Genomic DNA, 23,471 nt, shown 5'->3' with positions numbered 1-23,471 from the left:
TCATAAACCTGACTTACTTTAGTGTGAGACTCTTGATACTTTCGCTATCTGATCCGAAGATCAGCTCGCTTCCATCAAGCGCCCACACTTATCGGCTGTTAATTTTTAAAGAGCATTTCTGCGAGGAACTTCGTGTTTCCCAGCAGCGCTGCGTTTTCAGCAGCAGAGAAGCGAGATTATGAACCGTGTTTCGCAGCTCGTCAACAACTTTTTACACGACATCGTTGCGACTGCGGGGCTCAACTTCCTGTACCGCCGAGGCTCGTACCACCTGCCTCAACAGCACCGCTTCCCTTCCTCCCGCGCTGCGTTTCCGTTAGCGCGAAAGAGGCGTGATTCTATGCATCTGCCCCGATCTACGCAAGCCCCTTTGTGAAAAAAGTTTGAAAAAGCCCTCGTGCGCTGACGCGCACGAGGGCTTCGGGCTCGACGGACGCGGATCGCAACGCGAGCGGCTCCCTATAGATATGACGTATGCCCGTCTTTCCACCTATATAGAGGGCAGCGGAACGGACAAGGAACCTGGCGCTGTCGAGTATCATGCCGCGACCGAACCACGCACTCATATCGACGATGGACAGCACGACTCAATCCGGCGACGCCGATCTTCGCGACGAATATGCGGCGCTGCGCGAACGCGCCACCCTGCTGGAAGAACAGACGCCGCCGCTTCTTCAGCGCATCTCGGATGTACTGCCGCGGATCAGCGGCGAATCCGAGCTGGCGGACGAGCACCGCGAACGGCTCGTCGGCGCGCGTAACGCGGCGATGGTCTCGATCGAAAACTATCAGCAGGCGATCCCCTTCCTGCAGACGGCCGATTCGATCATCGAGCAGCTGGACAAGACGCCCGAGCGCGATGAAGACATCGAGTGGCGTGAATCGCTGCTGCAGCGGCTCGACGAGCTGATCGACGTCGCCGTCGTGATGATCAACGATGCGGAAGACTACTTCGAACAGGCGCAAGCCTGCGACCTGTCCAGCGTGCCGAAGTCCATCCTCGAGGATTGAACAGCGCCGCCCGGGATTGCGCGGCCACCGGCTTCATGTCGTGCGCGCCGGCAATCCCGATGTTTGTCGGTCGACTCTCGACGCCTGACTACATCAGCGCCAGGAAGACCGAACCTCTCCTGCAAAAGCTCACCTTGTCGCGGCACCGGTCCCGCCGTCGCCACGTTCCATCGCTAAAGTGAGTCGAGCACGATCGACTCGCTCACGACCGGCACGCGGATGTAGCCACCCTCCGTATCACCATACGCATGCGCGTTCCCGTCGATCACGTATTGCGCAGTCAACGCGCAAAGGGTCGCGTCTCGCGCATCGACGGAGCGCAGCGTCGACACGTCGATCCCCAGCCGCGCCAGCAATTGCTGGCGCTGCGTACGCTTCAGCTTCGCCGACGCAACCGCCTTGCCCAGCATCGCGCAGGTAATCGCGTACGGATAGGTCTCGAAACTCGCACGACCGCCCGCATAGTGCTCGCCGGTCAGCAATGGATAGGTGTCCGCCAGCGCGCGGTACACGCGTTCCCCGATGAACATCCAGTCGAAGAAGCCCGATGTGCTTGCGACGGCCTGCTCCCGCGACGGTGTCGGAAAACACGAGATCCGTTCGCGCGCGAGCGCCTGTTCGGCCGCCCGGCGGCCGACGCCCGTCCACCACACGCTCGGTGCGTCGACACCGACGGCCACGACATCATGGGCAGCACACAGCGCGGGCACCGCCTCGGGTGCAATCCGCGCTTCGCGGCAGACGACCGTCGACCCGCGCAGGATCACGAGGTCGCATAACTTCTTGTCGCCGCCGACGTCGACACCCGCCACAGCGGGCACTTGCCGCGCGTCGGCGTCGACGGATCGGGCCGATGCCATGCAGGAGCCTCAGTCCGCCGGCCGCGCGCCGTATGCGGTGTCGAAGATCATCTCGAGACCGGGATGCACGCCACGCATCGGGTCGACGACCGACTTCGCCCAGTCGAAATACGCCTGCTTGCGCTCGAGCGGCCAGTCCGCGGGCGGATGCTGCGCGATGTCGCGCAGGTTGCAGATCTTGTCGGCGAGCTTCACGAGCTTCGCGCGCCGGCTGATGGTCGACGCATGCTCGACCTGCAGGCGCTTGCGCTCTTCCTTCGGCAACGACTTGTCGTCGGTGACTTCCATCACGATGTCCGCCACGTCCTTGCCGAACAGCCGCAGCAGTTCCTGCTCGGTCGTCTCCGTGTCCTCGACCGTGTCGTGCAGCACGGCCGCGACGATCACGCGCTCGTCCTCGATACCGGCCTCGTTGGCCAGCACGTCGGCGAGTGCGATCGGATGATTGATGTACGGCGACGCCTCTTCGTCCTTGCGACGCTGATTGCGATGCTTGTCCGCCGCGAACGCGATGGCGGCTACCAGCTTTTTCATATTTTCCCCTCGTGTGGCCAGACCCGCGACCGGTTGCCCCGGCCGCGCGCCTTTCGGAACTGCTCATACTACCTGTACGCGATGACCCCTCCCGTGTGCCGGCATCCCGGCACGCCCCCGCATCACGCGCCGGCCGGCGCGCGCTGCAACTCGACCACGTTGACCCGCGCGCCGAAGACGTCCCGCACGAGCGGCAGCAGGTGGTCGTGGTGCGTCAGGAACAGCACCTGGGTTCGCGTCGACAGATCGCGCAGCGCATCGAACCCGGCCTTCGCGCGCGCATCGTCGAAATTGATGAACAGATCGTCGGCGACGAACGGCAGCGCGGTCCGGCTGCCGAGCTGCAGCTCCAGTGCGGCGATGCGCAGCGCGAGGAACAACTGGTCGCGCGTGCCTTCGCTCAATCCCGCAACCTCGACCGACGTTCCCTTCGTGCGCCGCGCATACAGCGCAGGCGGCGTCCGTTCGGTATCGACGGTCAGCTTCGCGAATTCGCCGAGCGTGAGCCCCGCGAAGATCTCGCCCGCGCGCCTGAGCATCGGCCCCTGCTTCTGGTCGCGATAGCGATCCGCCGCCCACTTCAGCAAGCGGCTCGCGGTGGCCGTCTCCAGATACTGTTCAGCCGCATCGCCCATCGCCGCCAGCGCTTCCTGCCGTTTCGACTCGGCGACGGCCGCGTTCGCCTGGCCGTCGATCGCGCCGAACGCCTGATCGGCCACGACCTGCTGCTGCGACAGCTCGTTCAACCGCTTGCCGACGTCGCCGAGCGACTGCTTCACCGCTTCGAGATGGGCCGGCACGTCGGCAATGTCCTGCTCCGCGACCTCGGCTTCGACGGCGGACCGGGATAGCCCGTCACCATCGCGCACCAATGCCTCGTGCGCGGCATCGACCGCCTGCCGAAGCTGGCGCTGACGATCCGAGCGCTCGGCCAGCGGCAACGCCGCGTCGATCGACTCGACACCGGCCAGCTGAAGCAGCGGCTGAATTCGTGCATCCGCGCCGGCCACCGCGGCGACCGCGTCCGCAACCTTGCCGTCGGCCTGCCGCACGGCCTCGTCGGCACGCCCGATCGCGCGTGCGATTTCCCTGGCGGCCGCGAGGCGCATCGTCAACCGTCGCGCGACGTCCGGCCAGTCGCCGCTCGCGAGCCATTCCGGCGCAAGCGCTTCGGCAAGCCGCCGCGCGCCGGCCTCGAGCGCGGCCAGCTCCGCGCGGATCGCGGCGATCCGGCTGCGCGGCGCGTCGGCATCGGCCAGCTCGGCCGTCACCGCGTTCGCGAGCCCGAGCGCACCTTCCGCCGCGGCCAGCGTCGTCGCGCTCGCGGACAGCTTCGCGTCGGCCAGCGCGTCGCGCCATTGCGCGTGCCATGCATCGTAGGCCGTCTGCGCATGGCCGGCCCGCGATTGTGCCGTCGCACACCCGCGGTCGGCTTCCCGCGCGCGGTCGTCCAGGCTGTCCTTCTGCGCGATCGCTTTCTCGGCCGACTGCACGAAAGTCTCGGCGATCGCGACGAGCGCGGCCAGCCCGTCCGACTCGCCACCGCGCGATACCGTGCGCAGCGCCGCACGCAGCGCTGATTCCGCGCCGGCCCGGGCAGCACGCATCGCGTCGAATTCGCGGCGCTGACGGTCGAGATCCGCCTGTGTGGCAAACACCGTTTCGCGCTTCGCGAGCCAGTCGCCCATCGCCGCCAGCGGCATGCCCGGCACTGCGGCCGTCGTAGCGAGTGCGGCCCAGGCGTCGCGATGTGCGGTCAGTTCGCGCTCGCGTTCGTCCAGCGCGGCCTGCCGGCGTGCCACGCCCACACGCGCGGATTCGACCTGCTGACGCAACGACTGCAGCGTCGCGGCCGCCTGCGTGGCACCGAGCTGGGCGTCGACGAGTTCGTCGGCGAGGCGCATCGCGTCGTCGACTGCCGGTGCGCCCGTGGCGAGATCGACTGCGCCACTGCGGACGTCTCCCCACGCGCCGTCGCGCCGCGCGCGCGCCGCCAGCACGTCGGCGGTCGTGACGACCTTGTGGTTCTCCGCGAAATGCTTCTCCTGCAGTTCGAGCCGCTCGAGTTCCTCGAGCGCACTGTCCCGTGCGTCACGTGCCGCAGCAGCCGCGCTCGCGTGCTCGCCGTCTTCCTTCAGCAGCGCGCCGAGCCGCGCCGCCGACGGCACGTCGAGCGTGCGCAGCGTATCGACCGGCATGCGCCACTGGCCGAGCGCATCGAGCACGCCCGACAGCGTGCGTTCGGCGGCAGCGATCTCGTGCTCCAGCGCCTGCTCGCGCTGGCCGCTGTTGCGAAAGCCTTGCGCATCGGCCAGCGCCGCGCGCAGCGCCTCCGGCACGTCGACGGTCGACAGGCGCGCCTGCTGTTCCTGCACCTGCGCAAGCTCGCGCGTGCGTTCGTCGAGCGATTCGCGCGCGCCGGCGAGCGCCTGGTGCAGCGCGCCGTGTTCACGCAACAGGTTCGCGACGGTCTTCAGCGACAGCGCCGTCGGCAGCGACGCACGCAGCGACGCTTCGTCCGTCGGCCAGTCGAGCTGGGCGGCCGCCGCACAAGCGGCGGACACATGCCGCTCGACGTCCGCGCCGAGCAGCAGCAGATCCTGCGCGTGATTCATGCACGCGCCGCGCAACCGGTCGAGCGCTTCGATATCGGCTTCGAGCGCCAGCGTGTCGGCGTCCGCATCGATCGCATCGCGCGCCTGCCGTTTCGCGAGCAGGTCGGCGCGCCGTTCTTCGAGCACCTTCTGCTCGGCCGCGAGATCGCCCTGCGCCTTCAGCAGATCGGCATACGCGGTCGGCGGCAACTCGACGACCGCGCCCAGTTCGGCCAGCGCGGCGTCCTTGACCGTCAGCTCCTTCAGGTACGGCGCGAGCCGACGCACGCGTTCGAGCTTCGAGCGCAGCGTTTCGAGCCGGCGCTGTTCCGCACGCGCCTGCTCGATCTGCTGTTCGACCGCCTCGCGCGCATCCTTGCGATCGACCCAGTCGCGCGTGCGCACCTGGACCGTTTTCAGTTCGGTCACGGCTTCGTTGAACGACGTTTCGGCCAGCGCAAACGCACTGCCGCTCCGACGCGGCGCCCACAGCTCGACCGAGCGCGCATCGAGCTCCTCGCGCACCGGCCCGAGACTGCCGACGCCGGCGGCCGATTCGAACAGCACCTGCCCGAGCTTGTCGGATGCATCGAGAATGCTTCGGCCACCGTCGACCAGCCGCCCGTGATCGAGCCCGAACATCTGCTCGAAGAATTCACGCGTCGCACCGTCGAGGATCGCGGCAAGGTAATCGTCGGGCAGCTTGTCGTCGGCCGGCGTGCGCAACGGACTGCGTCCGCGCGCACGGTGAAACGCCCGTTCGCCGCTGCCGCTCTCCAGCACGCCGCCAATCCGCAGTTCGGGCGTGCTGTGCAGGAAATCGAGCGGCGTCTGCAGCTTCATCCCGAACAGCAACTCGGACACGGCCGTGCGGATCGTCGACTTGCCGGCCTCGTTCGGCCCGACGATCACGTGAAAATCCTCGCCGGCCGACGGGAACCGCAGCGTCTCGTCGGTGAACTTGCCGTACTTGATCAGATCGAGCTGGCTGATGCGCATCGCTTACTCCCCCCTCGCCAGCCGCGCGAGCAACGCGGGCCCGACCTGTTCGACCAGCGCCGTCAGCTCGCCGGCGCGCGCCATCGCCAGCAACGGCACCTCCTCCTTCACGTCGCTGCGCACCTTGCCGACGAACGGCTTCAGGTCGCGTTCGAGCAGCGCGAGGAAATCCGGATCGTGCGCGGCATCGGCGAGGATCTGCTTCAGATCCTCCAGCGCTTCGAGCTGCTCGCTTTCGCCCGGCTGGTGATCGGCGGCGGACGTCGCGAGCCGGACCTTCTCCAGCCATAGCCACTCGTTGCCGATCATGCCGATCTGGTTCAGCACCTCCGCGCGCAACTGCGGCGCGCGGCCAAAAAAGAGACCGTGTGCGGGCGTGCGCCCGGTGACCGTCACGCGCACCGCACGCGGCACATGGCCGTCGACGTTCAGCAGCGCCTCCAGCGACTGGCCGATCTTTCTCGACAGATCGGCAACCGACCGGCAATCGGACGCGTCGACCGACACGGCTTCCCAGCGCAGCACGTCGAGATACAGGCGCTCGACCTGCGTGCGGCCTTGCTCGACCGTCACGAGCACCGCGCCGCGGCGGCCCGTCTCGCGGATGTGGCGCCCCTGCAGGTTACCGGGAAACACGACGGTGGACGGCCCCGTCCATTGCTGGAACTCATGCACGTGGCCGAGCGCCCAGTAGTCGTAGCCCTTTGCATGCAGTTCGGCCAGCGTGCACGGCGCGTAGTTCGCGTGCGCGGCATAACCTTCGAGCGCCGTGTGCAGCACGCCGATGTTGTAGTAGCCGGGTACCGGATCCGGATAGCCGATCGCGAGATTGTCGACGACGGCCTTGTCCTTGAAGCTCTGCCCGTGCAGCGCGACGTCGAATTCGGGCAGCGTGACGGTTTCCGGCTTGCGGTGGCCGAACACGGTGACGTTGTCCGGCAGCGTCAGCTTCTTCGTCATCTCGCTTTCGGCATCGTGGTTGCCGCCGAGCACGAATGCGCGAATGCCGGCCTTGCGCAGCCGCCCCATCTGCTGGCCGAAGAAGATGCCCGTGTTGTGATCCTTCCAGTCGCCGTCGTACAGGTCGCCGGCGATCACGAGAAACGCGACTTCCTCTTCGATCGCACGATCCACGAGCTGCCGCAGCGCCTCGCGCGACGCGTTGCGCAACTGCGCGGCCGGCGCGTCGGGATACGCGCTCAAGCCGTGCAACGGGCTGTCAAGGTGAATGTCTGCCGCGTGGATGAACTTCACGAAGATTCCTCTGTTTCATGACGATGGGGTGATGCCGCTCGCACGGGTGCAGCCGTCAATCGCAATCCTGGTAGCCGCCGAGTTCGCCGCAATGGCGGCAACGAAACACGTAAGCGGTTGGCGAGCCGTCCTTGTCGAGCGCCGCGAAAAAGCGTTCCCACTCGATGCTGTCGTCGAGCCCGGTCGAGGCCTGGATGGCCGCGACGGCCTGTTGGCCGAACGCCTTCAGTTCGTCAGCGCCAGCACGACCGATGAACTGCGCACCGTCGCCGCAATGCGTCCACCATCGCTCCTGCTGCCAGCCCTGAAAACCCGGCGTGCGATTCGCGATCTCGTCGACGACTGCGTCAGGCACCGCGTCCCATTCGCCGCCGCCGATGCCGTACGTGTCGGTAAAACTTGCATCGAGCCGCGTGTGCGCCGAGCCGTCGGCGATGCACCACGGGCAGATGCGCTGCTCGTACTCGTCGACCGCATACACCGGGCCGGCGTAAACGTAACCGCGCGCATCGCCGCAACATGCGCAACGTAGGTCCGAAGCGATCACGCTGCCCGTCGCGAGCGGGTCGGGATGGTACCTGAAAGCGGGTAACGACATGGAATTCTCCGTCGATCCGGATGAGCAGGAAGCACACGCGGCGGATGCGAACGGCCATTGTGCCGCAGCACGACCGCGTTACTGCGGACTTTCGACCTCGACAAACGCGCCTCTCACGAAGCGATAGACGCGATGCGTGGCGCCGTCGTGCACGACATATTCCCACCGGATATCGATGCCGTCCGGCGCGTCACGCCACGTGATCGCCCGATACGGCGATTGGGTTCCGGATTCGGTTTCGAGCGAAACGGAGTCGAGGCAGCTTTGCACGGGCAGCGAGAAGCGCTGCACCGCCCGGGTGCCGTGCAGCGCCAGCACGTAAAGCGTACCTTCTTCGCCTGCACCGCAATACCCGGTCGGACGGCTGCTCGACGATCGGTTGACGACGACCAGCACATGATCGCTGCCGTCGATCCGCTTCGCACGATCCGACGGGAACGCCACGCTCGATGCGTCGGCCAGCGCACGCCGAAGTGCGGCCGGCACGCTCAACGCCGATGTCCTCCTGCCTGCCGCGTCGACCTGGATCAAGCTCGGGCGCGCCCATTCGATCGCATGACCATCGGCAAGCCGCACCGATTCGGGCGCCGGCGTCTCGGCGGAGGCAACGGCCGCATGCGACACCAGCAGCGCCAGCGTCGCGAGTTTCAACGCAGCCTGGATCGCCGGGACATTTCGTATCTGCATGGATCGCGCGGAAATATCGTGGAGTTCGTCGATTGCGCCGGTGTGCCACGCGGGCAATCCCGTTTCAGGATCGCGCAGCGTACGCCATGCGAGAACACGTACACGGCCGATCGGCTACATGCCGTCACTCGCCGCGCGGGACGGGCGGCGGTGCGAAGCCGTTGTCGTTGCCGGGGAACGGATTCGCGTTGCGGCGCAGTGCTTCCTCGTCGTTTTCTTTCTGCGCGAACAACGCAACGCCGATCACGCCGACGTTCGCGGCATCGCCGTACTTCGAGTTCGCGACGTAGCTGTCCGGCACGGCCGCAAAGCGGAACGCAGCGACTTCGCCGCGGCTCTTGCGAAAGCCCTCGATCGTCAGCGTGCGGCCCGGATACAGCACGTAGCCGCCGTTCGTGTAGCTGCCCGGCCGGCCCGACAGCACGTCGAGCCCGTCGACCGTCGACACGACTTCGAACGTGCGACGCCCCTGATTGCGCAGCACGATGATGTAGCGCGAACCCTCGACGCCCGCCATGTGCCAGCGGCCGTTGCTGCGCGCGAGACGCAGCGGCGCGCCCTTTTCGTCCGTGAACGACAGCGCGATGTCGCCATTGGCGAGCGCGACGCGGGTCGGCAGCCGGCGAACCTGCGAGGCCGGAGGATGTCCCGGCAGTGCATCGTTGTAGTAGACCGACGCGAGATCCGTCGGCTTGGTGGAATCCGCGCGCTCGAACTCGACCTGGCGGGTTTCGGATCGCACCGACTCGCCCCACGCGGTACCGAGCCCACGGCGTTCGCTGGCGTCAGGTGCGGCGGCGGACGCGGCGTTACTGGCGGACGGCGGGGACGGCGCCGCGCAAGCGGCCAGCCAGAGCGCGCAGGCGAGCGCGAGAAGACGGAACAGGATGGTCATGACGTGATGCCTCGGAATGTTATCGGACCGCGCCGGGCCGGCCGGAGCGGCGTTTTGGTGTCGTCTGTCGTCACGATGTCGATCGGACATGCTTGCCCTTGTTGGCCGGTACCGCCATCCCGGCGGCCCCGCAACCGGGTGCCCCGCTATTTAAGCATGGCGAGCGGGCAATGGGCAGGGGCCGCGCGCGCCAATAAAAAAGCCCGGCCCGCACGAATGCGGGCCGGGCCTTGACGGGATGCGTGCTGCTTACAGCGCGCCGCCTTGCGCCGACGCCGAACCCTTCACGCCGACCGATGCGCCGCCCTGCACTGCGTTCGTCGTGCCTTCGAGCGCTTCGCCGGCCTTCGCCTTCGCGCCGCCCGCAACGTCGCCTGCCGTCGACATCGCGCCTTGCGCGTGGCTCTTCGCCGAACCTGCGACGTGCTTCACGTGCGATTTCGTCGAGTGAACGGCCGATGCCGCGGCATCCTTCGCCGTGCCGGCTGCCGAACCGACCGCCTGCGTCGCGCCGCCGACCGCATTGCCCGCGGCCGAGCCGACGCCGCCAACCGTCTTGCCGACGCCGTTCAGCGCGCCGCCAACGACGTTGCCTGCGCCCGAACCCGAGCCTGCCGCATTCGCGCCAGCGCCAGCCTGCACGCCCACGCCACCGCCGAGCAGCGGCGTCTGTACCTGTGCGCCGACGCCCGCAGAACCCTGTGCGCCGGTCTGGGCCGTCTGTGCAAATGCAGCCGAAGTCGCCATCGCCGTCAGAGCGGCACCCAGCAGAATCGTATGGATCTTGTTCATGGTCATTCTCCCCAAAGACGTTGTTGCTGCGGGCCGCCTTCGTGCGGCTTGTCGCATGCCTCACCGCGAAGTGCGGCAGGTGGAGCTAATGTAGCGGCGCCGACGCGCAAAACGATTGAATTGCGGGGACTGTTACTTCGGTTGCAAATGCTGACGATTGACTCACACTGTTTGACAATCTGGGGCTTGCAGCGGGATGGGCACCGTATTGGCCGGTGAACGGGAGCGGACGCTCCGCGATGGCGATCGGCCCGATCGTCACGTATCGGGACATCCGGCAGTGAATCGGCTCGCTGACGTGCAGGCCGCTTTTATCGGCATTCCGAAGGACGCAGGTTGCTCGGCCATCCCTGCGGCCTCGCCATGAAACACGGCCCCGACTGCCCATCGGCAGATCGGGGCCGTGCGCGTCCTGCCCGATTACGGCCGGAACGTATCGCCGAGCACGACGCCCTCGCGACGCGGGTCGGTGCCGCCCTGCAGCGCCGGCGACTGGCCGACCGCCACGCGCATCACCGTATTGACGCCGCTCGCCTGCGCGGACGTCGACACCTTGTGCCCGAGCGCGAGCAGCCCCGTGATCAGCGGATCGTTCGCACCGTTGTTCGCCGTGTTGACGTTCGGATGCTCGCCGCCGATCGTGGTCGTCGGGCTGTTGCTCGCGCCGAAATCGACGAGCCCCGCGGACTGCTGCGCGTCCAGGCCCCAGTCGAGCGCGCCGACGAGCGTCTTGACCACGTATTGCGGAATCGTGCCGCCACCCGGCGAACCGGTCGCCATCACGAAGTCGCCGCGCGAGCCGTCGGCAGCCTGCCCGAACACGATCGTCGGCGCCATCGAGCTGCGCGGCCGCTTGCCCGGCTGCAGCCGGTTGGCCACCGGATTGCCGGACGTGTCGAGCGGGTTCGCGGAGAAGTCGGTCAGCTGGTTGTTCAGCAGGAAGCCGTTGGTCATGTGGAACGAGCCCATGCTCGACTCGACCGTGGTCGTCGCGCTCAACACGTTGCCGTCACCATCGACGATCGTGAACTGGTTCGTGCCGTGCTCGATCAGCGTCGTATCGACACCGAGCGGCACTGCGCCGAGGTTGCCGGGTTGTGCGGTGCCCATGCTCTTGGTCGTGTCGATCAGCGCCGCGCGCGATTTCAGGTACGGCTTGTTCAGCAGCGTGTCCCACGTGCCGCCCGGCAACGGCACGAAGTCCGTGTCGGCCACGTACTTGTCGCGGTCGGCATAGGCGAGCCGCTCGGCCTCGGTGACGAGGTGCACACCCGCGACGGTCGGCTTGCCACCTTCGAGATCGATCGCGGTCGGCTTCAGCGACTTCAGGTCGAAGTTCTCCAGAATGCCGAGCGCCGATGCGACCGCGATGCCGCCCGACGACGGCGGCGGCATTCCGCACACCCAGTAGCTGCGATAGGTCGTGCACACGGGTTCGCGACGCTTCGCCTGATACGCGGCCAGATCCGCGACGGTCGTCTTGCCCGGCGTGAGCGTCGAGCCGTCCGCGCCCTTCGTCACCGCGATCTTCGCGACGATGTCCTGCGCGATCTGCCCGGTGTACAGCGCATTCGCACCCGACTGCGCCATCAGCGTCAGCGTGTGCGCGTATGCGGGGTTCTTCAGCACGGTACCGAGCGTCTTCGGCGAACCGTCGGCGTTCAGGAAGTACGCGGCGGCCTCGGGGTCGCGCTTCAGGTTCGCGGCGTTCGCCGCGATTGCGTCGGCGAGCCGGCCGCCGATCGGGAAGCCGTTGGTCGCGAGCGTGATCGCATCGCCGAACAGGTTCTGCCACGGCAGGCGGCCGTGATCCTGCTGCAGCGCCTCGATGAGCCGCGGCACGCCGATCGTGCCGATCGAGCGGCCGCTCGCACGCGCGTTCGGCAACGGCGCCGAATGGTCGGTCGTGTCGTCGACGTAGCGCAGGTAGTTTTCCGTCGCGGCGGCCGGCGCGGTTTCGCGGCCGTCGTAGGCCTGCAGCGTCTTGCCGCGCGCATCGTAGTAGAGCAGCACGCCGCCCGATCCAAGGCCCGTCGCCTCGGGCACCGTCAGGCCGAGTACGGCCTGCACGGCGACTGCCGCATCGGCGGCCGTGCCGCCTTTCTTCAGCACCGCGCAGCCAGCCGCGCTCGCGTATGCGTTCGACGTGGCCACCAGGTAGGTCTTCGCATAGACGGGCTTCATCCCGGTGCGATAGCCCGACGACGCTTCCGGCAGCGACGGATCGCCCGGCTGGTTCGAGCCCACCACGACCGTCGCACCGCTGTTGTCTACCGCGAGGCAGCTCGCATCGGTGGATGGTGTTGTCGTGGGGCCCGCGTTGTTCTCGACGTCGCCGCCGCATGCGGTCAGCAGCGTGGCCGCGAGCAACATGGATGCATACGGAAAAATCGCTGTTCTGTTCATTGTCTGTCGATGTTCTTCTGGGTCGTTGCGATGGGCATCACGCTGCCTGCGACCCCCTCGGTGCGCGGGCAACGCGTTCGATAGTCCCACGAACAAAATTTTTTCCGCAATAAGGGAATGACGTAATGCAACCGGGCGTTGCGTGCGCAACGTCACCCGGTCGGTCCGCGGATTCGCTCGCTGCACCGCATCGCAATCGAGCGGTGCGGCCGGTGTCGCTATCTTGCCGCCCGGCGGCGCTTGCCGGATACCTTGCCGTCAGGCGCGAATCCGCGCTCCATCGCTTCGATCGCCTCGGAGAAAAATTCGAGAAACATCGTCATCGCGACAGTCGCGCTCATGTCCGCCCGCTGGTAGATGCAGCTGAACGAGCGCGCGCCCGCATCGGCAAGCGGCGTCCACGCGAGCCGGCCGGCAGCGACGTCGTCCGCGACGTTCTCCGCGATCAGGAAGCCGACGCCCGCGCCTTCGGCCGCGAGACGCCGCACCATCGACACCGAGCCTGTCTCGACCAGCGGCCGCATGTTGCGCGGTTGTCGCGCATCGATCTGGTCGAACATCGCGCGCAGTTCCGTGTCGGGCGTCATCAGGATCAGCGGATGGGCGAAGCAGTCGCGCATCCGCACCTTGCCGCCGGCCGACGCCAGCGGATGGCCCGGCGCCGTGACGACACCCAGCGGCTGCGCGAACGCGCGCACCTCGACCACGCCCGCTGCCGTGCGCCGGCGCAGCGCATAGCCGATGTCGACCTCGCCCGTCTCGACCCAGCGCACGATGCTTTCGCCGTTTCCCGAGCGCACGCTGTACGTGACGCCCGGGTAGCGCTGCATCGCGGCGAGGATCGCATCGGGCACGAGCTTCTCGGCGGTCGAGGCAGGCACAGCCAGGTTCACGTGCCCGCGCCGCAGCGCGCGCAAGTCCTCGACCTGCGTCAGCGCATTGTCGAAGTCGCGCTGGCCGCGTCGCACGGCGGCGATCACGATCTCGCCGGCGAGCGTCAGCTGCATGCCGCGCGGCAGCCGGTCGAACAGCGGCACGCCGACCTGCTCCTCGAGATTGCGGATCTGCTGATGCACCGCCGCGGCGGTCAGGTGCAATGCGTCGGCTGCCTTGCGAATCGAGCCGCGCCGTGCGACTTCGTCGAAACAGCGGAATGTCTGCGATATCGAACGCATGAAGGGACCGTTAGATTTTTTCGAACAGGCCGTCAAGAATAATCCGATTTTACCGACACGCCGAATCGTCTAGATTCCGCTGCATCCCCGTATCCGATTCGAATGGAGACTGCAGTGACGACCGTCGACCAGATTACCCAGCGCCGCCGTGGCGTCGGCCTCATCGCCCACGATCCCGCACTGTCCGCGGGCGGCTACACGCTCATCGCGCCGCAGACGGCCGACGGCAACGTCTATCTCGTCGGCATCGACGGCGAAGTCGCCCATCAGTGGAAAATGCCCGTGCGCCCCGGCCGCCACGCGGTCATCCTCGCGAACGGCAACCTCGGCTACAACGGCAACCATCCGCAATCGGAGTCACGCTACGCACCGTGGTCGATGTGGCATGGCGGCGACTTCTACGAGGTCACGCCGCAAGGCGAAACGGTGTGGCGCTACGAGGATCCCGCGCATCACCACGATGCGCAGTGGCTGCCGAACGGCAACCTGCTCTACGCCGCGTGCGAACCGGTCGATGCGGCATTCGCGCAGCGCGTGCCGGGCGGCACGCCGCACGGCGGCGACGAGGTGATGTACGCGGACGTGATCCGCGAAGTGAACCGGGCCGGACAGATCGTGTGGGAATGGCACGCGCGCGAGCACCTGCGACCCGAGGATTTTCCGATCGCGGCCGGCTTCGGCCGCTATCACTGGCCGCTCGTCAACGGCCTCGCGGTCGACGCGAACGGCCGCGTGCTGATGAGCCTGCGCACGACGTCGGGGATCATCGGCGTGAACCGCGAAACCGGCCAGGTCGACCTGCGGATCGGGCCGGATGTCGTGTCGCACCAGCATGCACCGGTGCCGCTCGCGAACGGCAACATCCTCGCGTTCGACAACGGCAATTTCCGCCACGGCGCGCACGTCGTGTTCTCGCGCGTCGTCGAGATCGATCCCGCGACGCAACGCGTCGTGTGGTCGTATGCGGACGACGTCGTGAACCTGTTCTACACGCCGTTCATGGGCAACGCGCAGCGCCTGCCGAACGGCAACACGCACGTCACCGAATCGTCGACGGGCCGGCTGTTCGAAGTGACGCCGGCCGGCGAAGTCGTGTGGGAATACGTGATTCCGTGGTTCGCCGAATACCCGGACGAAGCCGCGCGCAAGACCGGCCCCGGCCAGCTGAACAGCGTGTTCCAGACGTTCCGCTACAGCGCCGCGCAACTGCCCTGGCTGCGGACCTGACGCGCCGTTCGCCGTTGCATTCCAGCCATCGCCGCCGTTCGCTTCCGAGGGGCCTGCCGTGTCGCACGATCCAATCTCACCGCCCGTCGACGCACGGTTGCCCGCGTGGCAGCTCGCGCTGTTCGGGCTGCAGCACGTGCTGTCGATGGCCGCTTCGCCGATCACGGCCGTCTTCCTCATCGCGAAAGTCCTGTCGCTGCCGGCCGACCTGACGGTCCAGCTGATCGGCGCGACGTTCTTCGCGTGCGGTATCGGCACGCTGGTGCAATCGCTCGGCGCCGGCCCGATCGGCGCGCGCATGCCGTTCGTGATGGTGCCCGGTGGCGCGCCGACGATGCTGTTCGCGGGCATCGCCGCGCAGTCGGGCCTGCCGACCGCCGCCGGCGCGGCGCTGCTCGCCAGCGCGTTCTACTGGGTGCTGCTGCCCGTGTTCACGCGCTGCCTGCGGCTCTTTCCGCGCATCGTCGTCGGCGCGATGCTGTTGCTCGTGTCGGTCAACCTGATCCGGATCTACGCGACGATCGTCGTCGGCCAGCCCGGCTCGGCCGACTTCGCGCAGCCGCGCGCGCTGGGTCTCGCGCTGGCGACGATCGTCGCCACCGTCATCGTCGCGGGCGCGTTCCGCGGCACGCTCGGCCGCCTCGCGGTGTTGGTCGGTTTGATGGCCGGCGCGACGCTCGGCTGGGCGCTCGATGCGATGCCGGCGCTCGCCGACGTGTGGCACGGCCCGTGGTTCACGCATCCGGTGTGGCTGCCGTTCGGGATGCCGCGCTTCGACGTGCTGGCCGCGCTGCCGCTGCTGATCTTCACCGCGATCTCGATGGCCGAGGCGACGGCGCAGACGGTTGCCGTCGGCGAAACGTGCGGCAAGGCGATCTCGCTGACGCGCGACGTGCCGAAGACGATACGCGGCGATGCGCTGGCGTCGCTGGCCGGCGCGCTGTTCGGAACACCGCTGATCGTGACCAGCGCCGAGAACATCGGCGTCGTGCAGACGACCGGGGTGCGCTCGCGCTACGTAACGGCCGCGGCCGGCGCGATCCTGATCGTCATCGCGCTGTTCGCGCCGCTCGCGCGGCTTGCGTATGCGATTCCGGCCGCCGTCGTCGGCGGCACCGCGCTGGTCGTGTTCGCGATGATCGGCGTGATGGGCATCCGGCTGCTCGCCGGCGTCGACCTGCACGCGCGCGCCAACCAGTACACGCTCGCGGCCGCGCTGGTGGTCGGCCTCGCGCCGATCCTGGTACCGAACTTGTATCGCCATTTCAGCGCGCCCGTGCAAATCGTGCTCGGCAACGGCATGGCGGCCGGCACACTCGCGGCCATCGCGACGCAACTGGCGTTCGCCGCGCTCGCGCGGCTGAGCGGACCTGCGCAGGCAGGCGTGACACCCGCACCGTCACGCGACGCGTAACGGCGCTCGCGGCCAGCGTGGCGCCCGACGGACGAATGTCGCGACGATTGCCGGCGTCACCGTGTCCGGCTATAAATCGTGGATGGACACGAATCGCTGGATTCACGACCCCGTCGGCGCGTTTCGCGCGTGGCAGGAAACCGCCGCGACCGGCGCCGGCCGCCGGCCGTTCGCGCCGCGTTCGGTCGTGCAGCACGTCGCGATGTTCGAGCGGTTCCTGCGCCACCTGATCGCACACCGTGTGTCGCTGGCCACGTTCGGGCCCGACCACGTCGCGGCCTTCCTGGCGGATCTCGACCGTACCTGCACGCCCGGTACGTCGACGCGCGTGCGCTATGCGAAGCTGATCGACCGGCTGGGCCGGCACCTGGTCGACATCGGTGTGCGGACGATCCACCCGGCCGGCAGGACGACACGCGATTTCGCCTGGCCGGACGGCGAACCGGAGCCGTGCTACCTGCCGCCCGACGCCGACGTCGCGCTGCAGCGCCATGTCCAGCCTCGACCGGACGACACGCAAACTGACTGCAGGAATCACGCGATCGTCGCGCTGCTGCTCGCGAGCGGCATCACGTCGGCCGAAATTCGTGCGATGCCCTGCCACGCGCCCGAGCTCGACGCACAACCACCGGCGTTGTCCGTGCCGCGCGATCGCGGGCGGCCGGCACGCCGGATCGAACTTGCCGGGTTCGCGCTGGCGCCGCTCGCCGCATGGCGCATGCGTTCGGCGGATACACCGGCATCGACGCGGCTGTTCCCCGCGCCGCGCGGCGGTGGCGCGATGAACGACATGTTCCTGCTGCTGGTGGTGCGCGACGCGCTGACCGCGATCGGCTTCCACGCGGCGGACATGAGCCCGCGCGTGCTGCGCAACACGTATGCGCGCAGGCAGTTGCTCGCCGGCCACGCGCATGCCGAGGTCAGCGCGATGCTCGGTCTCGTCAGCACGCGAACGGTCACGCGCATCCGGCAAACGCTGCCGCCGGACGCAGCCGCGGATCGCGCTGCGCACGAACGCTGAACCGCGCGCGGCGCGCATCCTTTTTCTTCTCGTTCGCTATGCGCCCGGCTTCGACTGGATCAGGCGCAGGATCCGTGTGTCGTACGGCGATTGCATGACTTCCGCGATGCGGATGTCGGACGCGGCCGGATGCAGCGGATTCAGCAGGAAGTTGTGCGCGTGCGGCACGACGACGCTCGGCACGCGCAGCAGTGCGCTCGGCTGCGTGTGCAGCCATTCGGTGCCGGCGCTGCGGGTCCAGTCGACATTCGTTTGCCAGTCGTCCGGTGCATCGCCTTCCGCGATTTCGGCGACATCCACCGTATCGGGCACGTCGATCCGAAGCAACTGGTAGCCGCTCGGCAATTGGGCAACGGTGGTGATTTCGAAATGAACGAGCGTCTCGAGCAGGGCGAGCGCCGGATGCTCGGCGAGATACACGACGTGCTGCCCGGCGAAATGCCAGCGCCCGCCGGCCCGCAATCCGCCAATGCCCTTCAGGTCGGCGTAATTGCTGATCCGCCACAGCGTCGTCAAGCGAAGTACCCCTCGTCGATCTGCGTGAGGACTTCTTCGACGAGCCGCGCGCCATGCTCGGTGCTCGCCATGTCGAGCGACGTGCGGCCGCCGAAGCGCTGCAACCCGTTGCGCAGCCACGCCATCGCCTTGTCCTGGTCGCCGAACGTGGCCGTCGCCTGCGCGACGATGCGCGCGAGGCGGATCGCCTTGTCGGATTCCTCCGGCGACAGGCGTTCGTGCGCCTGGCGACGATGGCTCAGCGTGCGACGCGGAATGATGAAGGCCAGCTCGTCCGATTTCAGCCCGCGCTCCGACAACCGGTCGATCACCGACACGTCGACGCGCGCGCTCGCCAGTTCGGCGAGATCGGCACCCGAACGGACACGGATCGCCAGCAACTGCTCGAGAATCGTGAATTCGGCCTGACGCGGATGCGCGACACCCGAAGGATGAAAAGCAATAGTGCTCATGACCTGCCTCCGGCAATTTGCCCGTTCATTATAGGCGTTTTGCCGGAAACTTGCGGAGGCGGAGCGGGAAGTGCCGCTGTGGCCCGCCGGTTGGAGCGTTAGCCACAGGGGCAGATGCCCCCTCCCTTCTGCCTGGTAGCCGGTTGTGACGATCGCGAATCGAAGATTCGCCTCGAGAGGGGGTGGCTGTCATTCAGTATATAAAGTCCATCGGGACGCTTTGGGGTTGTCACGTAACAACTCTTTTACTGATTTAAATCACGCGGCCGAACACGCGTCTGTCATCGCACAATGAACATCCATTGACCGGAACGCTCGGCATGGCCACTCACCGCCCATCACGACGGAAACGCATCGCCGTCTCCTCCGCCCGGATGCGCGTCCAGATCGCGCGCTTCTCGTCGCCGCTCATGAACACCCAGTGCGAGACCTCGTCGGCAGTACGGCCGCATCCCTTGCAGATATCGTCGAACAGTGTCGAGCACACGCCGACACAGGGGCTGTCGGGTACGTCGTGAAGCGTGGAAACCATCGGAACTCTCGTCTCGGTTGAATATCCGGCAGGAAAACGTCCGCACTCCCATAGGCGGCTACCCTGCCACCGGCGATGCAGCCCGCGTCGCATCGCCCGGCTTGCTTCGACTCGGTCGCCAGCTTCCCCAGCGCCGCCACGATGCCCGCCCCATCAGCCGGATCGGCCTTCGTACAGTTGTCGATGTGCCGCTGCCAAATGTCCGGCACGCCATTCGAGCAAGTCAGCTTTCTTTCGATGGATCCAACCTGATCGTCATCACGAACAATTAGGGAATCGCGATTCGCATTGCACGCACGATCCCGCTCAGTGCAGGGAATCGTGCGCGATACCTGGCGCGATAAGCCGGCCCACGCCGATGACCGGATCACGCTGCAGAAATTACCCGCATGGAAATGCGGATCCTTGTCCGCGATCACGTCGGCCTTCACGTTGCCGAACGTCGTGTCCGGCTTGTGCTTGATCCCGTCGTAGAACGCCTGAATGATGTCTTCCTTGAAGTGCGGCGTCCGCGGATGCGCATGGACGATGGCCTCGCGCTCGACGTCGCTGTATTCCGGATACGTGAGGCCCAGCACATCCATCTCGACGCCCGCGGTGACGAGCGCGATCACCGGATGCATGTGCTGCGGAATGCCGGGCGTGGTGTGCAGCGCGATCGAGGTCCACACAACGTCGATGTCCTGCTGCGAGATGCCCTTGCCCTTCAGGAAATCGCGGGCGGCATTGGCGCCGTCCACTTCGAAGCGCTCGCATGCGCTGCTGTGCTTGTGCGTGAGCCCCATGTCGTGAAACATGCAGCCGCAGTAGAGCAGCTCGGGATCGTACTTGAGCCCGCGACGCTGTCCTGCCAGCGCCGCGAAATAGTAGACGCGGCTCGAATGATGAAACAGCAGCGGCGAAGCAGTATCGCGAACGAGTTCGGTGATCTCGCGCGTCATCCGGCTATCGGGAATGGTGATGCCTGCAACGTTCTCAGTCATGATTGACCTCCATTGAAAACACCCCCGATTCTCCGGAGTCCAATAGCTGTCTTCAATAGACGTACTACGTCGAATCCTGCCATTTTGCGCGACGAACGGACACGGCGCCCGCATGACCGGAAAGACGCAGGAAACGGGCTCAGCCTGCGCATCTCATAGTCGATCCGCGCCTCTATACTGCTACGCATCACGTTCGTCACAGCATCCGATCATGCCGAAGGTCGTGGGAATTTTCGCCGTTCCTGGCGTTCAACTGCTCGATGTCTCCGCACCGCTCGACGTGTTTGCACAAGCGAACGCCGAATGCGGGAAGCCGTTCTATACGCTGCGGATCATCGCGAGCGAATCCGGTCCGATCCGCAGTTCCTCCGGTGCGCAGCTGCTGCCTGACTGGATCGTTCCCGACGTCCCGGAGCGCATCGACACGCTGCTGGTCGCCGGCGCGCCGAGCGCGGGTCACATCACGCTGCGCACCGACGTCCTCGCGTGGCTACGATCGGCGGCCGTGCAGAGCAAGCGCTACGGCTCGATCTGCACCGGCGCGTTCATCCTCGCCGCCACCGGCCTGCTGAAAGGGCGCCATCTGACCACGCACTGGGCCGCTGCCGACGCACTCGCCGAAGCGTTTCCGTCGCTCGCCGTCGATGCCGATGCGCTGTACGTGCGTGACGGCAAGCTGCGCACGGGCGCCGGCGTCACGGCCGGGCTCGATCTCGCGCTCGCGCTGGTCGAGGAAGATCTCGGCCGCGAGATCGCGCGGCGCGTCGCCGCGCAACTGGTGATGTTCTTCAAGCGCCCGGGCGGGCAGCTCCAGTTCAGCCGCAAAGGCGAGGCGCGCCCCACCGGGCGCTCGGTGCTGCAGGAGGTGCAACGCTGGATCGCGGCGAATCCGGAACTCGAGCATTCGGTGGCCGACCTGGCGAAGCATGCAGGCATGAGCCCGCGCCACTTCGCGCGGCTGTTCCGCGCGGAGGTCGGCATGACGCCGGCCGTGTGGGTCGAGGCGACCCGCATCTCGGCGGCCCGCCAGTTGCTCGAGAACGGCCACGACACGCCGAAGCAGGTCGCCGCGAAATGCGGCTTCGCGAATGTCGATACGCTCAGGCGGTCGTTCACCCGGCACGTCGGGATCACACCGGCCGAGTACCGGAAACGGCAGGCGGTTCCTGTCGAGTGAGACGGCAACGCAGCGACGACGCCGGCCGCGTCATTCATATACTTCGGAATGCGATGCAATTGAATGTCACGCGGCAACAGGCAGTTCGGCCGCATCGAGCCCTGTCGACCCTCGGATCCGAAGCCCTCGTCGGCACGCGCCGACGGGCCGGCAAGCGGTCAGTCATGCCCCGCAATCATCAGACAAAAAGCAGTACGCGCGGATCGTTTACCCAGTTGCAATAATGATTCACTGGAACACGTATTTCCGGCCGGTAACGCGATCGCTACGATGCAATCAACCGCTGAACGCAACGAGCGAAGCGAGAAATCAATGAAACCGGAGGTCACCATGAAGTCGTTCATCACCGCTGTCGTCGCCGCAACCGCCCTGTCCGCCTCGTACGGCGCATTCGCACAATCGAACCCGTCGGGCCAGCTGACGCGCGCCCAGGTCCGTGCGGAACTCGTCCAGCTCGAACAGGCTGGCTACAAGCCCGAAGTCTCCGATCAGTATTACCCGCGCGCACTGCAGACCGCCCAGGCCCGCGTGACGAACGCCGATGAAGCCGGTTACGGCGCGCAAGCTGCCGCCGGCGTGCGTGCCGGCCGCGCGATCGCCGTCAAGCAGGAAGGCCGCGACTCGATCTATTTCGGCCAGTAAGCCGGACCGCGTATTCCAGTACGCGCGCCGCACCCGCAACACCCCGCTCTGAACTGCACCCCAAAAGTTGGATTTCGATCCGACCTTTGGGGTGTTTTTCATGACGACGCACCGTGACGCGCTTCGACGGCAAGTTGTCCGCGAGCACCTCGAGCAGGGCCGGGCCCGATCCGGTTGGCAAAACGTCAAGGCGTTGACCGGTCGCCTGCTCCGTGCGCCGATCGCATCCGGTGCGGCGCCGTTCACGCAGGCAGCCGGTGTTTGCGCATAGAATGGCCGCGTGGTCGGCGCCGGCCGACTCGAACGCGCGCGGAACCTCGACGTCGGGATGCTCGATCGTCGCCGTCCCCGCCGGCCGGCCCGATGCCGCACTCATCGCATTTTTCGAAAAGGAGCGGTTTCATGTCTCAAACATCCGGTTCCATGATCGCGTTTCGACGCCCGGACGGCCAGGAACTGCAGGGCTATCTCGCCACGCCCGCAAAGACCGAAGGCGCGCCTGCCGTCGTCGTCATCCAGGAATGGTGGGGGCTGAACGACCAGATCCGCGGCGTCGCGGACCGCCTCGCACGCTGCGGCTATTTCGCGCTGGTGCCCGACCTGTATCGCGGCAAATCGACGGTCGAGGAAGAAGAAGCGCACCACCTGATGACTGGCCTCGATTTCGGCGATGCCGCGTCGCAGGACATTCCCGGCGCCGTCACGTACCTGAAGACGCTGGCCTCGCGTGTGGCTGTAACGGGTTACTGCATGGGCGGCGCCCTCACGCTGCTGTCGCTGCAGTACGCCGATGCGGACGCGGGCGTCACGTGGTACGGCCTTCCTCCGCTCGACTACATCGATCCGGCGAAGCTCAAGGTGCCGCTGATGGGCCACTGGGGCACACAGGATGCATTCTTCGCGATCGACCAGGTCGACGCGCTGGAAAAGAAGCTGACCGATGCGAAGGTCGGTTTCGAATTCCATCGCTATCTCGCGCATCACGCGTTCGCGAACGAAACGGCCGTCGGCCCCGGCCGCATCGCGGGCACGCAGTTCGATCCGGTGTGGTCGCAGATTGCGTGGGACCGCACACTCACGTTCTTCGGCCGCACGCTGTGGGCGAAGCAGGGCTGACGTAGCGCGGCTTTCCGCTCGAATTGCCCGTCAAAAAGAAAACGCCACGGACTTTCATCCGTGGCGTTTTCGTTTCCGCAACCAGCCGGTTCGAAGGACAAGCGCGCTAAACCGCTCCTGCCCTTCCTTGTGCTTACCCGTTCGTCGCCACTGCCGACGCAGCCGCCGGAGCGGCCGCCTTGTCGTAGTCGGCCGGCGCATCCGGCGCGCGCGGCGTTTCGCCGGCGCGCTGGATCCAGCCGCCGCCCAGTGCACGGTACAGGTCGACCAGGTTCGTCCAGCGTGCCAGACGCGCGCTGATCAGCGTCTGCTGCGCGGAGTACAGATCCGTCTGCGCGGTCAGCACCGACAGGTAGCTGTCCACACCGTTCTTGTAGCGCAGGTCCGACAGGTCGAAACGTCGCTGCTGCGCGTGCTCGTTGCGCTCCAGCGCCGCGATCTGCTGGTCGTACGTGCCGCGTGCGGCCAGGCCGTCCGACACTTCGCGGAATGCCGACTGGATCGCCTTCTCGTAGTTGGCGATCTCGATGCGCTTCTGCACATGCGCGAGGTTCAGGTTCGCGATGTTCTGGCCGCCTTCGAAGAT

The 23,471-nt window shown here is 66.8% G+C and carries 23 protein-coding genes and 1 pseudogene; 8 read left to right on the top strand and 16 right to left on the bottom strand.

All coding sequences use genetic code 11. The features are described from left to right. Positions 1-182: hypothetical protein (locus HWX87_RS37910; RefSeq protein WP_208456563.1), on the top strand; the 182-nt coding region annotated here is incomplete at its 5' end. A 358-nt stretch (positions 183-540) separates the two neighbouring features. Further along, entirely contained in the window at positions 541-1,011 is a 471-nt protein-coding gene (locus tag HWX87_RS37395; protein WP_176051802.1) for an ATPase, read from the top strand. A gap of 173 nt (positions 1,012-1,184) precedes the next feature. Here HWX87_RS37395 and HWX87_RS37390 read toward each other — a convergent pair whose 3' ends face one another. The 10 genes from HWX87_RS37390 to HWX87_RS37345 all read right to left on the bottom strand — a co-directional run bounded on the left by HWX87_RS37390 (position 1,185) and on the right by HWX87_RS37345 (position 13,805). Further along, a complete protein-coding gene (locus tag HWX87_RS37390; protein ID WP_176051801.1) occupies positions 1,185-1,871 on the bottom strand; it encodes a DUF429 domain-containing protein in 687 nt (228 codons plus the stop codon). A 9-nt stretch (positions 1,872-1,880) separates the two neighbouring features. Continuing rightward, positions 1,881-2,405: an HD domain-containing protein gene (locus HWX87_RS37385; RefSeq protein WP_176051800.1), complete on the bottom strand. Its 525-nt coding sequence runs from the start codon at positions 2,403-2,405 to the stop codon at positions 1,881-1,883. A gap of 122 nt (positions 2,406-2,527) precedes the next feature. Beyond that, the gene (locus HWX87_RS37380) at positions 2,528-5,998 is read right to left on the bottom strand and encodes a YhaN family protein (protein ID WP_176051799.1); all 3,471 of its coding nucleotides are present in this window, start codon (positions 5,996-5,998) and stop codon (positions 2,528-2,530) included. A 3-nt stretch (positions 5,999-6,001) separates the two neighbouring features. Continuing rightward, the gene (locus HWX87_RS37375) at positions 6,002-7,252 is read right to left on the bottom strand and encodes a DNA repair exonuclease (RefSeq protein WP_176051798.1); all 1,251 of its coding nucleotides are present in this window, start codon (positions 7,250-7,252) and stop codon (positions 6,002-6,004) included. Between the two features lie 55 nt (positions 7,253-7,307). Beyond that, positions 7,308-7,850 carry a CbrC family protein gene (locus tag HWX87_RS37370; protein WP_176051797.1) on the bottom strand — a complete coding sequence of 181 codons (543 nt, stop codon included), beginning with the start codon at positions 7,848-7,850 and terminating at the stop codon, positions 7,308-7,310. Positions 7,851-7,928: 78 nt separating this feature from the next. Then, positions 7,929-8,537, bottom strand: a complete 609-nt coding sequence (locus HWX87_RS37365; RefSeq protein WP_176051796.1) for a hypothetical protein — start codon at positions 8,535-8,537, stop codon at positions 7,929-7,931. 124 nt (positions 8,538-8,661) lie between these two features. After that, on the bottom strand, positions 8,662-9,432 hold the full coding sequence (locus HWX87_RS37360; RefSeq protein ID WP_176051795.1) for a hypothetical protein: 771 nt from the start codon (positions 9,430-9,432) through the stop codon (positions 8,662-8,664). A gap of 249 nt (positions 9,433-9,681) precedes the next feature. After that, positions 9,682-10,224, bottom strand: a complete 543-nt coding sequence (locus HWX87_RS37355; protein ID WP_176051794.1) for a hypothetical protein — start codon at positions 10,222-10,224, stop codon at positions 9,682-9,684. A 420-nt stretch (positions 10,225-10,644) separates the two neighbouring features. Beyond that, entirely contained in the window at positions 10,645-12,630 is a 1,986-nt protein-coding gene (locus HWX87_RS37350) for a gamma-glutamyltransferase family protein (protein WP_176051793.1), read from the bottom strand. Positions 12,631-12,848: 218 nt separating this feature from the next. Further along, positions 12,849-13,805 (bottom strand): LysR family transcriptional regulator, encoded by a 957-nt coding sequence (locus HWX87_RS37345; RefSeq protein ID WP_176051792.1) that lies wholly within the window; start codon positions 13,803-13,805, stop codon positions 12,849-12,851. Between the two features lie 102 nt (positions 13,806-13,907). Here HWX87_RS37345 and HWX87_RS37340 point away from each other — a divergent pair, with 102 nt between their 5' ends. From HWX87_RS37340 to HWX87_RS37330, 3 genes are all read left to right on the top strand, one after another. Then, a complete protein-coding gene (locus HWX87_RS37340) occupies positions 13,908-15,032 on the top strand; it encodes an aryl-sulfate sulfotransferase (protein ID WP_176051791.1) in 1,125 nt (374 codons plus the stop codon). A 58-nt stretch (positions 15,033-15,090) separates the two neighbouring features. Continuing rightward, a complete protein-coding gene (locus HWX87_RS37335; RefSeq protein WP_176051790.1) occupies positions 15,091-16,446 on the top strand; it encodes a uracil-xanthine permease family protein in 1,356 nt (451 codons plus the stop codon). 82 nt (positions 16,447-16,528) lie between these two features. Continuing rightward, the gene (locus tag HWX87_RS37330) at positions 16,529-17,467 is read left to right on the top strand and encodes a site-specific integrase (protein WP_176051789.1); all 939 of its coding nucleotides are present in this window, start codon (positions 16,529-16,531) and stop codon (positions 17,465-17,467) included. A 36-nt stretch (positions 17,468-17,503) separates the two neighbouring features. On the opposite strand, the gene HWX87_RS37325 is transcribed toward HWX87_RS37330, so the two are convergent. From HWX87_RS37325 to HWX87_RS37310, 4 genes and pseudogenes are all read right to left on the bottom strand, one after another. Next, positions 17,504-17,983 (bottom strand): RES family NAD+ phosphorylase, encoded by a 480-nt coding sequence (locus HWX87_RS37325; protein WP_176051788.1) that lies wholly within the window; start codon positions 17,981-17,983, stop codon positions 17,504-17,506. Then, on the bottom strand, positions 17,980-18,435 hold the full coding sequence (locus HWX87_RS37320; RefSeq protein WP_031403156.1) for an antitoxin Xre/MbcA/ParS toxin-binding domain-containing protein: 456 nt from the start codon (positions 18,433-18,435) through the stop codon (positions 17,980-17,982). The genes HWX87_RS37325 and HWX87_RS37320 overlap by 4 nt, the downstream gene beginning before the upstream one ends. A 328-nt stretch (positions 18,436-18,763) precedes the next feature. After that, on the bottom strand, positions 18,764-18,967 hold the full coding sequence (locus HWX87_RS37315) for a DUF1289 domain-containing protein (RefSeq protein WP_176051787.1): 204 nt from the start codon (positions 18,965-18,967) through the stop codon (positions 18,764-18,766). A gap of 344 nt (positions 18,968-19,311) precedes the next feature. Continuing rightward, positions 19,312-19,950: pseudogene (locus tag HWX87_RS37310) on the bottom strand (HD domain-containing protein); the annotation flags it as partial. Between the two features lie 211 nt (positions 19,951-20,161). Between HWX87_RS37310 and HWX87_RS37305 the strand changes: the two are divergent. Beyond that, positions 20,162-21,127 carry a GlxA family transcriptional regulator gene (locus HWX87_RS37305; protein WP_176051803.1) on the top strand — a complete coding sequence of 322 codons (966 nt, stop codon included), beginning with the start codon at positions 20,162-20,164 and terminating at the stop codon, positions 21,125-21,127. Positions 21,128-21,457: 330 nt separating this feature from the next. Continuing rightward, the gene (locus HWX87_RS37300; protein WP_244137844.1) at positions 21,458-21,769 is read left to right on the top strand and encodes a DUF4148 domain-containing protein; all 312 of its coding nucleotides are present in this window, start codon (positions 21,458-21,460) and stop codon (positions 21,767-21,769) included. Here HWX87_RS37300 and HWX87_RS37295 read toward each other — a convergent pair. After that, positions 21,729-22,145 (bottom strand): hypothetical protein, encoded by a 417-nt coding sequence (locus tag HWX87_RS37295; RefSeq protein ID WP_176051785.1) that lies wholly within the window; start codon positions 22,143-22,145, stop codon positions 21,729-21,731. The two genes, HWX87_RS37300 and HWX87_RS37295, sit on opposite strands and share 41 nt — an antisense overlap. 26 nt (positions 22,146-22,171) lie before the next feature. Here HWX87_RS37295 and HWX87_RS37290 point away from each other — a divergent pair, with 26 nt between their 5' ends. Then, entirely contained in the window at positions 22,172-22,885 is a 714-nt protein-coding gene (locus HWX87_RS37290) for a dienelactone hydrolase family protein (RefSeq protein WP_176051784.1), read from the top strand. Positions 22,886-23,018: 133 nt separating this feature from the next. On the opposite strand, the gene HWX87_RS37285 is transcribed toward HWX87_RS37290, so the two are convergent. Further along, positions 23,019-23,471 (bottom strand): TolC family protein (locus HWX87_RS37285; protein ID WP_176051783.1); only part of this gene is annotated, 453 nt, incomplete at its 5' end.

This window comes from Burkholderia sp. BCC1644, from assembly GCF_902833225.1.
In the GTDB taxonomy this organism is placed as follows: Bacteria; Pseudomonadota; Gammaproteobacteria; order Burkholderiales; family Burkholderiaceae; genus Burkholderia.
Note: the sequence above shows the minus strand (reverse complement) of the source record. Positions and strands in the feature narration are given on the sequence as shown.